Below are 13,600 nucleotides of genomic sequence, written 5' to 3'. Positions count from 1 at the left end.
CGAATGTCATCAATACTGGCTTCATTGATGCTGGCGTTGTTGGTTGCCTCATAACTTAATGCCGCGGTGCAGCGCGACAATACCACCGGTCAGGTTGGTGTACTCCACGCGGTCTAGCCCCGCGGTTTCCATCATGCCTTTGAGGGTTTCTTGATCCGGGTGCATGCGGATGGACTCGGCCAAGTAGCGGTAACTTTCTTCATCGCCCGCCACAAACTGCCCTATTTTGGGCAGCAAACGGAACGAATATTCATCGTACGCCTTGGTGAGCAGCGGGTTGTTAGGCTTGGAAAACTCCAGCACGAGCAGACGCCCGCCGGGTTTTAGCACGCGCGCCATCGAACGCAGCGCAGCGTCTTTATCGGTGACGTTGCGCAGGCCAAAAGCAATGGTGATGCAGTCAAAGCTGTTATCGGGAAACGGCAAGCACTCGGCATTGGCTTGCACGTACTCGACATTGCCGCCCACGCCGTTATCCATCAGCTTGTCGCGCCCAACGTGCAGCATAGAGGCGTTGATATCGGCGAGTACGACCTTGCCGCGCGGGCCCACCATGCGCGAAAACTTAAGCGTTAAATCGCCCGTGCCGCCAGCAATATCCAGTACCTGGTGGCCAGGGCGAACGCCCGAGCGCTCAATCGTAAGACGCTTCCACAGGCGGTGGATGCCCATCGACATCAGGTCATTCATGACGTCATAACGGGCGGCAACGGAGTGGAAAACATCGGCGACGCGAGACGCTTTCTCATCGACCGACACTTCTTCGTAACCGAAGTGGGTCGTGCGCTTTTCCGTGGGGCTCATGGGGCGGTAGCTCCCGAAGTCGAGACGGTTAAACCGTGGGTGAAATAGTTGAATACCATTGTAGCCTTGTCTGCCCCGATTTGTCTGCGCTTACCTAGATCGACTTAACCTCGATGCCTGACGGCTCGCGGGAAGCGCCCGCGTCTTCCAAGCGTTGTAAATAATCGCGCCAATAATCGTCTTGGTGAGTGGCGAGCTCGTAGAGATAGTTCCAACTAAACAGGCCGCTGTCGTGGCCGTCGTCAAAATGCAGTTTGAGGGCGTAGTTGCCCGCCGGGGTGATGTTTTGTAGGCCAATGTGTTTTTTGCCGACTTGCAAGACGGCTGTATCGCCGCCGTGCCCGCGCACTTCCGCAGAAGGCGAGAACACGCGCAAAAGCTCAATCGGTAGCCGATAGTTTTCGCCGTTGGCATAGCCGAGTTCAAGTTCGCGGGCTTGCTTATGGTAGTGAACGCGGCTGGGGGTATTAGCGCTCATGACGGTGCCTCATGGCTGGGGCTAACATAGATAAGAACTAGCATAGATAAGAACTAGCGCAAACTGCCCAGCTAAGCTAGGCAGTTTGAAGGTGGCGGATGACACCATGTTTTACAAGGTATGATTTACAAGATATAGCGCGAGAGATCTTCGTCAACGGCAAGTTCGCCAAGCTGCGCGTTGACGTAGTCGGCGTCGATCGAAAGCGGGCTTTCCATATCGCCGCCGCGGAAAGAGGCTTCTTCCAAGAGTCGCTCCATCACCGTGTGGAGGCGGCGTGCGCCAATATTTTCGGTGCCTTCGTTAACCTGCCAGGCAATCTCGGCGATACGCTCGATACCGTCAGGGGTGAATTCAATATCCAGCCCTTCGGTGGCCAGTAACGCCTGATACTGCCTGGTCAGCGATGCCGACGGCTCGGTGAGGATGCGTTTAAAATCCCCTGGGGTGAGCGCATCGAGTTCAACGCGAATCGGCAGGCGACCCTGTAATTCGGGAATCAAATCTGACGGACGCGATAGGTGAAACGCCCCCGAGGCGATGAACAGGATATGGTCGGTCTTCACCATGCCGTGCTTGGTCGAGACGGTGGAGCCTTCGATCAACGGCAATAAGTCGCGCTGTACGCCCTCGCGGGAAACCTCGCCACCGCTGGATTGGCCGCTGCCTTTGGCGACTTTGTCGATCTCATCCAGAAACACGATGCCATGCTGCTCGACGGCTTCCACCGCACGCGATTTGATATCCTCTTCGTTGACCAGCTTGCCCGCTTCCTCGTCGCGCAGCAGGCCAAAGGCGTCTTTGACGTTGACGCGGCGCGTTTCGCGCTTTTGCTGGCCCATGTTGGAGAACAAGCTCGACAGCTGTTGAGTCATTTCTTCCATGCCCGGGGGCGTCATGATATCCACGTTCGGCCCCTGCTGGGAAAGCTCGATATCGATCTCTTTGTCATCGAGCTGGCCTTCGCGTAGCTTTTTGCGGAAGGCCTGACGTGTGCCGTTATCTTCGCGAGGTTGGTCTTCCTGGCCACGGGGCGGCGGCAGCAGCGCATCAAGGATGCGGTCTTCCGCCGCGTCTTCGGCGCGGTGGCTAACCTCTTCTTTGGCTTGCTCGCGCACCATTTTGATCGCGGCTTCCATCAAATCGCGGATGATCGATTCGACATCGCGGCCCACATAGCCCACTTCGGTGAACTTGGTCGCTTCTATCTTGATAAAGGGTGCGCGGGCAAGCTTGGCCAAGCGGCGGGCAATTTCCGTTTTGCCTACGCCGGTCGGGCCGATCATCAGGATGTTTTTGGGCGTCACTTCAGAGCGCAGCTCGTCGTCGAGCTGCATGCGGCGCCAGCGGTTACGTAGGGCGACGGCGACGGCGCGCTTGGCATCTTGCTGGCCGATGATGAACTGATCTAACGCGTGAACGATCTCGCGGGGAGTCATCTGTGTCATGGCTTATAGCTCTTCCATCGTGACGTGGTGGTTGGTGAACACGCAGATGTCACCGGCGATCTCTAACGACTTCTCGGTAATCTCACGCGCCGAAAGATCGGTGTTTTCCAAAAGCGCCCGGGCGCTTGAAAGCGCGAAGTTGCCGCCGGAGCCGATGGCGATAATGCCACGTTCGGGTTCAACCACATCGCCATTGCCGGTAATGATCAGCGAGGCGCTGTGGTCGGCCACCGCCAACAGCGCTTCTAAGCGGCGCAAAGCACGATCGGTGCGCCAGTCTTTCGCCAGCTCCACAGCGGCCTTGGTGAGGTGGCCTTGGTATTTCTCTAGCTGCGCTTCAAAGCGCTCAAACAGCGTGAAGGCATCGGCGGTGCCACCAGCAAACCCGGCCAGCACTTTGCCGCGGTAGAGGCGGCGGACTTTACTGGCGTTGCCTTTCATCACGGTGTTGCCTAGCGACACCTGGCCATCCCCCGCCAGGGCAACTTGGTCACCGCGACGCACGGAAACAATCGTAGTCATGGAGATAACTCCTTGTGGGAGGCGAACTCCCGATGACGAACCGGCCGCTAAGGCGGCCGCTGAAAAAAAAGCGAGTCCCAACAAAATGCGGGCGGCCGATAAAAAATCAACCGCCCGCTAGGGTGCGTTGGTACGTTTTTCAGTTCTGGCGCGTCTTTCCGTTCTGTAACTGGATCAAAAGTGGCTCAATGCCTTGTGTGTTCATCAAATCCTGCGCTCGGTTGAGCTCGCGGGTGTCTTCGTAAGGGCCAACCTGGACCCGGTGCCAGGTGTTGCCGCCAGCCTGCACTTCACTAATTTGTGCCAGTAGGCTCAAATTACGCAGTCGGCTACGTAGCTGTTCGGCATCATTGAATTCGCGAAACGAGGCCGCCTGCAGCATGTAGCGCCCTGGCGGTGTCTCGGTTGGCGCAGTAGTGGCTGTATTGACGTCATCGCTATTGGCCGCGATCACTTGAGCGATGGGGTCATCCTCGCTGACGGCGGGTGTGCTGTCGCTTGGCGTTGATTCCTCCGCTGGCGGTTCAGCGATGATGTCAGTGGCATTGGTGGCTGCCTCCGGGCGATTGACGCTAGAAGGCAATGCGCCACCGGGGGCAATCACCTCGGTTTCTGGGAGCAGCGTGTAAAACTCAAACGTCGGCATCGAGGGCTGGGCGTCCTGCTCGGTTTTCCGGGCGGCGTCTTGGGCCTCGCGCTGCTCTTTGGAGATCACCGTGGCTTGGGGCGTGTCGTCCGGCGGCTCCTGCCACGGTGCGGTGCCATGCTGATGCTGCGCCAGAAAGAACCCCGCCGCCATCCCGGCCAACCCCCATAGCCAGCCGGGTAGCCGAAACCCCGCCTGCTTTTTAGCGGACTTTTTACGCTGAGAGGTGGCGCCACGGGTGGTTTTTTTGCGCGGGGTGGCCACGGGTTACATCTCCTCTGGTGCGCTAACACCCATCAAATCAAGGCCGTTGCGTAGCACCTGGCGTGTCGCCAGACCAAGGCTCAAACGGGCGTTACGGGTGGCATCGTCATCGACCATGACTTTCACTGCGTTGTAGCAGGTGTGGAAATCGCCGGCAAGATCCAGCAGGTACTGCGCGACCTGCTGCGGTTCGCGGTTTTTGGCGGCATGTTCGACCACGTCAGGAAAGCGTGCTAAGCGATTGAGCACGGCTTTTTCCTGATCGCTGTCGAGCAGCGCCAAGTGTTCCAGCGCTAAGTCGTGCATGAACGGCTGATCGGCGTCTTGGGCTTTGCGCAACATACTGCACACCCGCGCGTGGGCGTACTGAATGTAGTACACCGGGTTATCGTTAGACTGCGAGCGCGCGAGATCAATATCAAACGTCAGCTGCGAATCGGCGCGGCGGGCAGCCAAGAAAAAGCGGGTCGCGTCACGGCCGACTTCGTCGATTAAATCGCGCACGGTCACGTAGCTGCCTGCGCGCTTGGAGAGTTTTACCTCGACGCCTGAGCGGGTCACCATCACCATCTGGTGCAGCACGTAATCCGGCCAGCCGTTGGGGATGCCGACTTCCAGCGCCTGTAGGCCGGCACGCACACGGGTCACGGTGGAGTGGTGGTCGGCGCCTTGCTCGTTGATCACGGTGTTGAAGCCGCGCTGCCACTTATCGAGGTGGTAGGCGACGTCGGGTAGGAAGTAGGTGTAGCCGCCTTCGCGCTTGCGCATCACGCGGTCTTTGTCGTCGCCGAAGTCGGTAGTACGCAGCCACAGGGCGCCGTCTTGCTCATACGTGTGGCCGCCACTGATCAGCTTCTCAACGGTGGCATCGACCTTGCCATCTTCATACAGCGACGATTCGAGAAAATAGACGTCGAATTCAACGCCGAACGCCTTGAGGTCTAAATCCTGCTCGCGGCGCAGCCATGCCACGGCGAAGGCTTGAATCGCGTCAAGATCATTTGAGTCGGCTGAAGCGGTCACCTCGCGGTCGTCGGCGGTGACGGTTTTGCCCGCGAGGTAGTCGTTGGCGACATCGACGATGTACTCGCCGCGGTAGCCATCCTGGGGCCAGCTGGCGTCTTCTGGGCCCAAGCCCTTAGCGCGCGCCTGTACCGAGAGCGCCAGTTTTTTGATCTGAGCGCCAGCATCGTTGTAATAAAACTCACGGGTGACGTCATAACCGGTCGCTTCGAGCAGTCGGCATAGGCAATCGCCAATCGCCGCGCCGCGACCGTGGCCCACGTGCAAAGGACCGGTGGGGTTGGCAGAGACAAACTCGACCTGCACCTTTTCACCTTTGCCGAGCATGCTGCGGCCAAAGGTGTCGCCGCAATCGAGCACTTGTGCCACGACTTGCGCGGCGGCATCGGCGGCGGCGAAAAAGTTGATAAAACCGGGGCCGGCAATCTCGGTTTTTTGCACGGCGTCGCTTTCCGGTAAGGCGTCGATCACAGCTTCTGCTAGCTCGCGCGGTTTCATGCCCGCGGGTTTGGCCATGGCCAGCGCCAAGTTGGTGGCGTAATCGCCGTGGGCTTTATCTTTGGTGGGGTCGACTTTGATCGTCGGGCTGAGGTCGCTTGGCAGCACACCTTGGTGCTTGAGCGTGGCAACGGCGCCTTCGAGCAGCGAAACAATGGTGTCTTTCATGGGCAGTATCCGGGTAACGTCGGTGGCGGCGTGCGCGGGCGCCTATAACGGGCGCACATCGTAAAAAACGTATTATCGGCGATTGTCGCCTACTTTCAAACCGTCGTGTCAGGTAAGGCTCTGTGGGTCGATGTCCAGCGACCAGCGCACGCGGCGTGCTTCGCGGCTTTGTTCCAGCCACTGCACCAGCACGCTGGCGGCCTGATGAAGCTGGCTGCGTTTGCCGGCGCTAAGCATGACGTGCAGGTGGTAGCGGTTCTGGCGTCGTTCCATGGGCGCCGGCACCGGGCCTAAACAGCGCACTGGGCTTTGCTGGGTGTGAATCCATTCGTGTAGGTAGTGTGCGGCTTCTTGAGCCAGCGTCGTGGCGGCATCGACCTGCGGGCTTTCCACGCGCAACAGCGCCATAAAACTAAACGGTGGCAGCTGCGCGATGCGTCGTTCTTCAAGCAAGTGGCGCGCAAGTGCTCCGTAGCCGTGCTCGGCCAGTTGGCTAAGGTGCGGGTCATCGGGGTGGAGCGTTTGCACCAGCACACGGCCGGGGTCGGCGGCACGCCCGGCACGCCCAGCGACCTGTTCCAATAGCTGTGCGCTGTGCTCCAGGGCGCGAAAGTCGGCCGCATAAAGGCCGCCGTCGGCATTGATCACCACCACCAGCGTGACATGGGGCAAGTGGTGACCCTTTGCCAGCATTTGCGTCCCCACCAGAAGGCATGGCTCGCCGCGCTGAATTTCCTTGATGATTTGCTCGAAGCTGTCTTTACGCCGAGTGCTGTCGCGGTCGATGCGGTAGACCGTGGTGTTGGGGAACAAGCCTTGCAGTGTTTCTTCGGTGCGTTCGGTGCCCGCGCCAAGCGCACGCAGGTCGCCGCTGCCGCAATCGGGGCACGCATCCGGCAGCGCACGACGGCTGTCGCAGTGGTGGCAGGCCAGTAGCGGTGGTTGGCGGTGCAGCGTCATGCGCGCATCGCAGGCGCCACACTCGGCCATCCAGCCGCAGGCGTGGCAGGCAAGGGTGGGTGCAAAGCCGCGGCGGTTGATAAAAATCAGCACTTGTTTGCCCGCTTTGAGCGTGTGTTTGATCGCTTTGATGGCACTGGGCAATAGCCCGCCCTGGCGCCGCTGGTGGCGCAGGTCGGTCAATTCGAGTTTTGCCGGCGGGTGGCGGCTGGCGCGCTGGATCAAATGTAGATGACGGTAAGTGCCGTCGAGCCCGCGCTGCAAGCTCTCTAAAGAGGGCGTGGCGCTGCCTAGCACCACCGGGATTTGGTGGTGATGGGCGCGGGCGACGGCAAGGTCGCGGGCGTGATAACGCAGGCCATCCTGCTGTTTGTAGGAGCCATCGTGCTCTTCGTCGACGATGATCGCGCCGGGGTTGGCAAGCGGGGTGAAAATCGCCGAGCGGGTGCCGATGATGATCAACGCGCGACCGCTGGCGGCAGCCTCCCACACGTCAAGGCGTTCGGGGTCGGTGAGGCCCGAGTGCAGCGCGAGCACCGGCACGTTAAAGCGGCGACGAAAGCGCGCCAGCGTTTGCGGCGTGAGGCCAATTTCTGGTACCAGCACCAGCGACTGCTTGCCCTTGGTGGCGACGGCTTCGATCAGCTGCAAATAGACTTCGGTTTTGCCGCTGCCGGTGACGCCTTCGATCAGACAGGGGTGAAAGCCGTCAAGCTTCTCGTGCAGCGCAGAAAGTACCGCGGCTTGCTCGCGATTAAGCGGTAGCGCCGGGGTGGCGAGTAAGTGCCCGCTGGGCGACGCGGGCGCGGTGAGCGTGATGTCGTGGGGCTCAATCAGCCCTTTTTGCGCCAATCGTGTGAGTGTGTCGTGGCTGAAACCGTGGGCGCTGATGGCCCGCCCCGGTAGCCCGTGCGGATGTTGCCCAAGGAGTGCCCAAAGCTCGGCTTGGCGGGTGGCGCGGCCAAAATCCGGCTCTGCTGGTGCCGTGGGTGAACGCCGCCACAGGGTTTGCGTGCGCCCGGCCATGGGGTGGCCTTGGCGCAGCCGAGCGGGCATGGCATGGGCGAGCGTATCGCCCAGGCTGTGCTGGTAGTAGCGCGCGGTAAAACGGCACAGCCACAACCAGTCGGCCGGTAGTGACGCGTCGTCGAGGGCTTCGCTGACCGCGCGAAGCTGTGCTGGCGGCAGTTCGCTCTTCTCGGCTAGCTCGATCACCACGCCGATGACCTCGCGGCGCCCAAACGGCACGCGCACGCGCACGCCTGGCTGCCAGCCGCAGGCGGGGGCTGACGCGGCGGGCAGGTAGTCAAACAAGCGCCTTAGCGGGGAAGGTAGCGCCACGCGTAAAATAGGCGAGGCGACAGAAAGGGTGCGTGGCAATTGGCCTCCGGCGTTAGGTTTGCTAGAATGCTCGGCCGCTTGAATCAAGGCGATTCGAGCGATTAACCGGTTAGTCGTTTTTCAAAACCCGTATGCGGTGCTTGGCACGTGATCAGGTGGCGGCATACAGCTCAATGAGGTTCAAGATGAAACAAGGTATCCACCCAAAATACCACACGGTCACCGCTACTTGCTCGTGCGGTGCTGAGTTCCAGGTTGGCTCCACGTCTAACGAAGGTTTTAACTTGGACGTGTGTTCTAACTGCCACCCGTTTTATACCGGTAAGCAGAAGCAAGCGACCACCGGTGGCCGTGTAGAGCGCTTTAACAAGCGTTTTGGCGCCGCAATCAAGCGCTAAGTTGCTCGACCGTATCGCGTAAGCACGCGACGTGCTGATCTCTAGACCCCTGGCGTTGGCTGGGGGTTTTTTTGTAAAAGGTGATTTTTTATGGAAAAAATTTCCATAAATTTTACTCAAAAACGCTAAAGCAACCGTTGTTACGACGGTATTTTTACATAATTTTCAGTAAATAATGCCGAAATGACGTGAAAAAGAACGAAAAGTCGAATAAACGGTCGTTTTGTGTTGTTATGTGCCTCGCGCTTGAGGCGCTTGGCGTTTTTCTATATTCTGAAATAACGATTTGATTTCAACGCTAACTTGGACCCTGACCATGACGGATGCATTTAAGCAGGCTGCTTTGGATTATCACGCAAACCCCATTCCCGGTAAGCTCTCGGTAGAGCTAACCAAGCCGACTGCCACCGGGCGGGATTTGGCGTTGGCGTATAGTCCTGGCGTGGCTGAGCCCGTGCGAGAAATTGCCCGTGATGGCGAGAATGTCTATCGCTATACGGGGAAGGGCAACCTCGTGGCTGTTATTTCCGATGGCAGCGCCATTTTGGGGTTGGGTAATCTCGGTCCAATGGCGAGCAAGCCGGTGATGGAAGGCAAGGGCGTGCTGTTTAAGCGCTTTGCCGGGATTAATTCGGTCGATGTCGAAGTCAATGCGGAAAGTCCGCAAGCGTTTATCGACACCGTGGCGCGCATCGCCGATACCTGGGGCGGTATCAATCTTGAGGATATAAAAGCCCCCGAGTGCTTTGAGATCGAAAAAGCGCTGATCGAACAGTGTAATATCCCCGTGTTTCACGATGATCAACATGGCACCGCGATTGTGACCGCTGCCGGTATGCTCAACGCCTTGGACATTGCCGGGAAATCGATTGAAGACGTGAAAATCGTTTGCATGGGCGCTGGTGCTGCGGCCATTGCCTGTATGCGTTTGCTGGTGGCTTGTGGCGCGAGCCAAGATAAGCTCGTGATGCTCGACCGCCGTGGGGTTATTCATAAAAGTCGCGAAGGCATCAATGCGTATAAGGCCGAGTTTGCGCTGGATACCGATATGCGCACCCTGGACGATGCCATTGATGGCGCCGACGTGTTTGTCGGGCTTTCTGGCCCGGGGCTGCTTTCCGCGGATCAGGTGAAAAAGATGGCAGCGGACCCGGTGATTTTCGCCTGCACCAACCCTGACCCGGAAATTCATCCAGCCGTCGCGCGTGAAGTGCGCCCGGATGTGATCATGGCCACCGGTCGGTCGGACTTCCCGAATCAGGTCAACAACGTGCTGGGCTTTCCGTTTATCTTCCGCGGGGCGCTGGACGTGCGTGCGACGCGTATTAATGAGGCGATGAAGGTCGCCGCGGTTCACGCCCTAAAAGATTTGGCTCGTGATCCGGTGCCGCAAGAGGTGCTCGATGCCTACGAGTGCGACGAAATGCATTTCGGTCGCGAGTACATTATTCCGACGCCCGTGGATATTCGTCTGTTGGACCGCGTGTCTTCCGCCGTCGCGCAGGCCGCGGTGGAATCCGGCGTGGCGCGCAAACCGTATCCAGCGCACTACCCACTGAAAAACGTCAATGACGTTTACGGTTGATGGCGAAGTAATGCGCGCGTGACGCGCGTTACCTATAGAAACACATACGCCCGCTTTTGAAGCGGGCGTATGTGTTTCTCGTCGACTGGTTTTAACAAACTTGTTTTAATAAAGCCGTCTTAGCAAAATCGCTTAGGCAAATCCGATTTAACGAATCGGTTCGTCATGCAGGCGCATCAAGCCTTCCTGCGCCGTGGAGGCGATCAGCAACCCTTCGCGGTTATAGATATGCCCGCGCGCAAGCCCGCGTGCACCACCGGCCCAAGGGGAGTCGGTGACGTATAGCAACCAATCATCCAGGCGGGCGTCGTTGTGTAACCACAGGGCGTGATCAAGGCTGGCGATCTGCAGTTTCGGGTCGGTGTATTCCACACCTTGGGGCAAAAGCCCGGTGGTCAATAAGTTGAAATCCGACGCGTACGAGAGCAGGTGACGGTGCAGCGGCGTATCATCGGGCAGCTCTCCGGCAAAACGGAACCATAGGCAGCGTTCGGCGGGTAAATGGCCATCGAGTTTACCGGGCAGGTAGAGAAACTCGCTCGGGTGGCCCTTAAAGCGTGAATAGTGCGCTTGACCGTTCTCCAGCAGCGTCTCCGGTGTGGGGACATCTGGCATCTGGCATTGGTGGGCAATCGGGTTAGGCTCCGGGGTGTGAAACGAGGCGCTGCAAAAAAAGATCGGTCGCCCTTTTTGAATCGCGGTGACACGCCGGGTGGTAAAACTTCCGCCATCACGCACGGTGTCTACTTGGTAGACCACGGGGCGGTGGGGGTCGCCAGGGCGTAAAAAATAGCCGTGTTGCGAGTGGGGGCGACGCTCGCCGGGTACGGTGCTGGAAGCGGCCGCGAGCGCTTGCCCGAGGACTTGGCCGCCGTACAGCTGGGGAAAACCTAAATCCTGGCTCTGGCCGCGAAACAGCGTTTCTTCTAGCGGCTCTAGGTTGAGCAGATCAACAAGCTGGTTCAGTGCATCAGTCATAAAAAGCGGTTTCCTGGGACGGTATTTTTATCGCTATCATACGGGCGTTTGTCCTACCATAACGGAGTTTGCCACCATGCGCAGCGATGAATTTTACATGCACCGAGCGCTCGATCAGGCGCATTTAGCCTTTGCGGCGGGGGAGGTGCCGGTGGGTGCCGTGGTGGTGGCGCCCGATGGCGAAGTGCTTGCCGCCGCCTACAATGCGCCGGTGGCCGACTGCGACCCCAGTGCCCATGCGGAAATTCTCGCCCTGCGCCGCGCGGGCGAAAAAGCACGCAACTACCGCTTGGATGGCTGTACGCTGTTTGTGACGTTGGAGCCGTGCATGATGTGCGCGGGTGCCATGGTGCATGCGCGCATTGCGCGGCTGGTTTACGCGGCCCCCGAACCGCGCGCGGGTATGGTGGAGTCAAAAGCCAACTTGCTCGCTCAGCCGTGGTTCAACCATCAGGTGGCGGTGACGGGGGGCGTGTTGAAGGCACCCTCAAAGCAGCTGTTGAACGCTTTTTTTGCCGACCGCCGCTAAGTCCCTTCAGATTTAGCGCTTGCCACGCAGTTGCGCCCCTGCTCTTTGGCGCGGTAAAGCGCTTCGTCAGCGGCCTGCATCAAGCGTGGCATATTGATCTCGCCTTGCGTGTGAGTGACAACGCCTGCGCTTAGCGTCAACGGCGTGTCGTCAGCGTGGGCGAGTGAAAGTGCCATCACTTGGCGTCGCAGCTGCTCGGCGATCGCGAGGGCGCGTTGATGATCCACTGCGGGTAGCCAGGCGACGAACTCCTCTCCGCCATAGCGCGCAAAAATTCCACCGTGCTGGGCGATGAGTGTCGCGCCGAGTTTGGCGGTGGCTTCTAAATAGTCGTCGCCCACCAAGTGACCAAGCTGGTCGTTGACGCGCTTGAAATGGTCAATATCACAAAGGATCAGGCTCAGCGGAAGCGGCTGAGTGAGCTTGCCAGCCTGCGCTAAGAAGTGACGACGATTGGCGATGCCGGTGAGTTCGTCGTGGCTTGCGAGCCATTCAACTTCTTTTTGCAGTTCGCTACGTTTTTCGATCTCAAGCTGCAGCATGCGGTTATTAAAGCGCATGGCGCGGTGCTGTTCGCCCAGGCGTTTGAACGTGTAGAGCACAAGATACAGCAAATACGCCAACACGAGCCCAAGGGTCAGCCCGATAGACGGTAGTCGCGACATTTGGCTTAGCAGGTAATCGCGGTTGGGCTCGCGGGTGAGCGTGAGGGGCTCTTGACCGAGTGTCAGCTTATAGTGGTGCTGCCATGGGCCGGGCTGAGTCGCGGTGCCAAAGCGTGCCAGCACGCTGTCGCCATTGTGCCAGCGCAGCGTCGCATGCTCAGGGGTGAGAGAAGCAAATAACATATCGGCCAACATGGGAATGCTCACCGCCATCGCGGCCGCTCCGACCGGGGTTTTGTCGTTATTTTTGATCGGCCAATAATAAATGATGCCGGGGCTACCCTGTAGAAGCTCAACAAGCCCTGTGCTGCCCTCGCGTTCTCCTTGGAGCGCTGGCGCTAATGCCTGTCTGCCGCGGGGTTGGGCTTTAAATAGCCGCTTACCTTGAATATTGCGATTGAGCAGCGTGGGCGGGTAAACGTGAGTCACTTGGCTATCGGTCGCGATAAAGGCGATATTCAAAAAATAGCGGAAATCGGCATGATAATCCGCCGCTTGTTGCGCCCATTGCGACGCGTTAGGTGTCTCATCGAGCAGTTGCCAAAAACGCGAGAAGCGACGCATGGCTTGGCGGTGCGCTTGGATATCGGACGTTATCCGGCTGATTAGCGCCTCGCCTTCAGCATGAGTGCGTTGATAAAGCGCCGATTCTATCGAGCGATGCTGCTGTTGCCACAGCAATAATGCCACTAGCATCAAGGTGATCGCGGGCCATAATGCACCGGTAATGTAGCGTTTGCCGCGCCAGTATGACCACGTCAGTGCGATGTGAGTGGCGATCATCAAGGCTAACGTAAAAAGAGTGCTACCGCTGGCGTTGTAGTGCAGCAGAGTGGGCGGGTCGTAGCCAATGATCCGGTCAATCAGTTGGGTGCAGAGCAAAAGTAGCGCGGTAGCCAGCAGTAAGGGCGCCCCAAGACGAGCGCGCTGATGCAGCAACAGGCTTAGCGCCAGCAGGGCAAGCGTTAGCGTTACCAAAAGCGGCGTGCGCCATGTTTCCAGCGTGCTTTGCTGGTTAAGCGCACTGGCCAAGCGTTGCCATTGTGCCGTGCTGATCCACCCTTCCGGCGTGATGTAGCTTAAAAGGCTCGGTAGCAGCAGTATCAATGTGAGCGCGGCGAGACTACGCGCCAATCCCCCGCGTTGGATGAGTGCCGCCCATAGTGCAAGCGTTGAGGTGATTAACGTAACAGTGCTGAGGCTAAGGGTATTGGCTAACCCAACGGCCGCCGCTGCGCTGGTCAATATCAGCCACCATGTAGCAGGGCGAGTGGGTAATCGCATGAGGCCCTC

At 58.8% G+C, this 13,600-nt stretch carries 12 protein-coding genes; 3 read left to right on the top strand and 9 right to left on the bottom strand.

Translation table 11 applies throughout. From position 1 onward, the window contains the following. Positions 1–48: 48 nt before the first annotated feature. From ubiE to M8006_RS00635, 7 genes are all read right to left on the bottom strand, one after another. Entirely contained in the window at positions 49–804 is a 756-nt protein-coding gene (gene ubiE, locus M8006_RS00665) for a bifunctional demethylmenaquinone methyltransferase/2-methoxy-6-polyprenyl-1,4-benzoquinol methylase UbiE (RefSeq protein WP_250079025.1), read from the bottom strand. A 94-nt stretch (positions 805–898) separates the two neighbouring features. Further along, positions 899–1,282 carry a gamma-butyrobetaine hydroxylase family protein gene (locus tag M8006_RS00660; RefSeq protein WP_250079024.1) on the bottom strand — a complete coding sequence of 128 codons (384 nt, stop codon included), beginning with the start codon at positions 1,280–1,282 and terminating at the stop codon, positions 899–901. A gap of 125 nt (positions 1,283–1,407) precedes the next feature. Further along, positions 1,408–2,730, bottom strand: coding sequence for an ATP-dependent protease ATPase subunit HslU (gene hslU / locus M8006_RS00655; protein WP_250079022.1), 1,323 nt, complete (start codon positions 2,728–2,730; stop codon positions 1,408–1,410). Between the two features lie 3 nt (positions 2,731–2,733). Continuing rightward, positions 2,734–3,252 carry an ATP-dependent protease subunit HslV gene (hslV, locus tag M8006_RS00650; protein ID WP_250079021.1) on the bottom strand — a complete coding sequence of 173 codons (519 nt, stop codon included), beginning with the start codon at positions 3,250–3,252 and terminating at the stop codon, positions 2,734–2,736. Between the two features lie 139 nt (positions 3,253–3,391). Next, a complete protein-coding gene (locus tag M8006_RS00645) occupies positions 3,392–4,162 on the bottom strand; it encodes an SPOR domain-containing protein (RefSeq protein ID WP_250079019.1) in 771 nt (256 codons plus the stop codon). A gap of 3 nt (positions 4,163–4,165) precedes the next feature. After that, entirely contained in the window at positions 4,166–5,851 is a 1,686-nt protein-coding gene (gene argS, locus M8006_RS00640; protein WP_250079018.1) for an arginine--tRNA ligase, read from the bottom strand. A 108-nt stretch (positions 5,852–5,959) separates the two neighbouring features. Continuing rightward, complete coding sequence (locus M8006_RS00635; protein WP_250079016.1) at positions 5,960–8,191, bottom strand: primosomal protein N'; 2,232 nt, start codon at positions 8,189–8,191, stop codon at positions 5,960–5,962. A 146-nt stretch (positions 8,192–8,337) separates the two neighbouring features. On the opposite strand from M8006_RS00635, the gene rpmE reads away from it, so the two are divergent. Both rpmE and M8006_RS00625 read left to right on the top strand, forming a co-directional pair. After that, entirely contained in the window at positions 8,338–8,550 is a 213-nt protein-coding gene (gene rpmE / locus M8006_RS00630; RefSeq protein ID WP_250079014.1) for a 50S ribosomal protein L31, read from the top strand. Positions 8,551–8,866: 316 nt separating this feature from the next. After that, positions 8,867–10,135 (top strand): malic enzyme-like NAD(P)-binding protein, encoded by a 1,269-nt coding sequence (locus M8006_RS00625; protein WP_250079013.1) that lies wholly within the window; start codon positions 8,867–8,869, stop codon positions 10,133–10,135. 147 nt (positions 10,136–10,282) lie between these two features. Here the strand turns inward: M8006_RS00625 and M8006_RS00620 are convergent, their stop codons facing one another. After that, the gene (locus tag M8006_RS00620) at positions 10,283–11,113 is read right to left on the bottom strand and encodes an acyl-CoA thioesterase (protein WP_250079012.1); all 831 of its coding nucleotides are present in this window, start codon (positions 11,111–11,113) and stop codon (positions 10,283–10,285) included. Positions 11,114–11,189: 76 nt separating this feature from the next. Between M8006_RS00620 and tadA the strand changes: the two genes are divergently transcribed. Continuing rightward, on the top strand, positions 11,190–11,642 hold the full coding sequence (gene tadA / locus M8006_RS00615; RefSeq protein WP_250079010.1) for a tRNA adenosine(34) deaminase TadA: 453 nt from the start codon (positions 11,190–11,192) through the stop codon (positions 11,640–11,642). On the opposite strand, the gene M8006_RS00610 is transcribed toward tadA, so the two are convergent. Next, complete coding sequence (locus M8006_RS00610) at positions 11,639–13,591, bottom strand: GGDEF domain-containing protein (RefSeq protein ID WP_250079007.1); 1,953 nt, start codon at positions 13,589–13,591, stop codon at positions 11,639–11,641. The genes tadA and M8006_RS00610 overlap by 4 nt on opposite strands. Between the last annotated feature and the right edge of the window lie 9 nt (positions 13,592–13,600).

The organism is Halomonas llamarensis, assembly GCF_023555005.1.
In the GTDB taxonomy this organism is placed as follows: domain Bacteria; phylum Pseudomonadota; class Gammaproteobacteria; order Pseudomonadales; family Halomonadaceae; genus Vreelandella; species Vreelandella llamarensis.
This window is presented reverse-complemented; position numbering and strand designations above follow the sequence as displayed.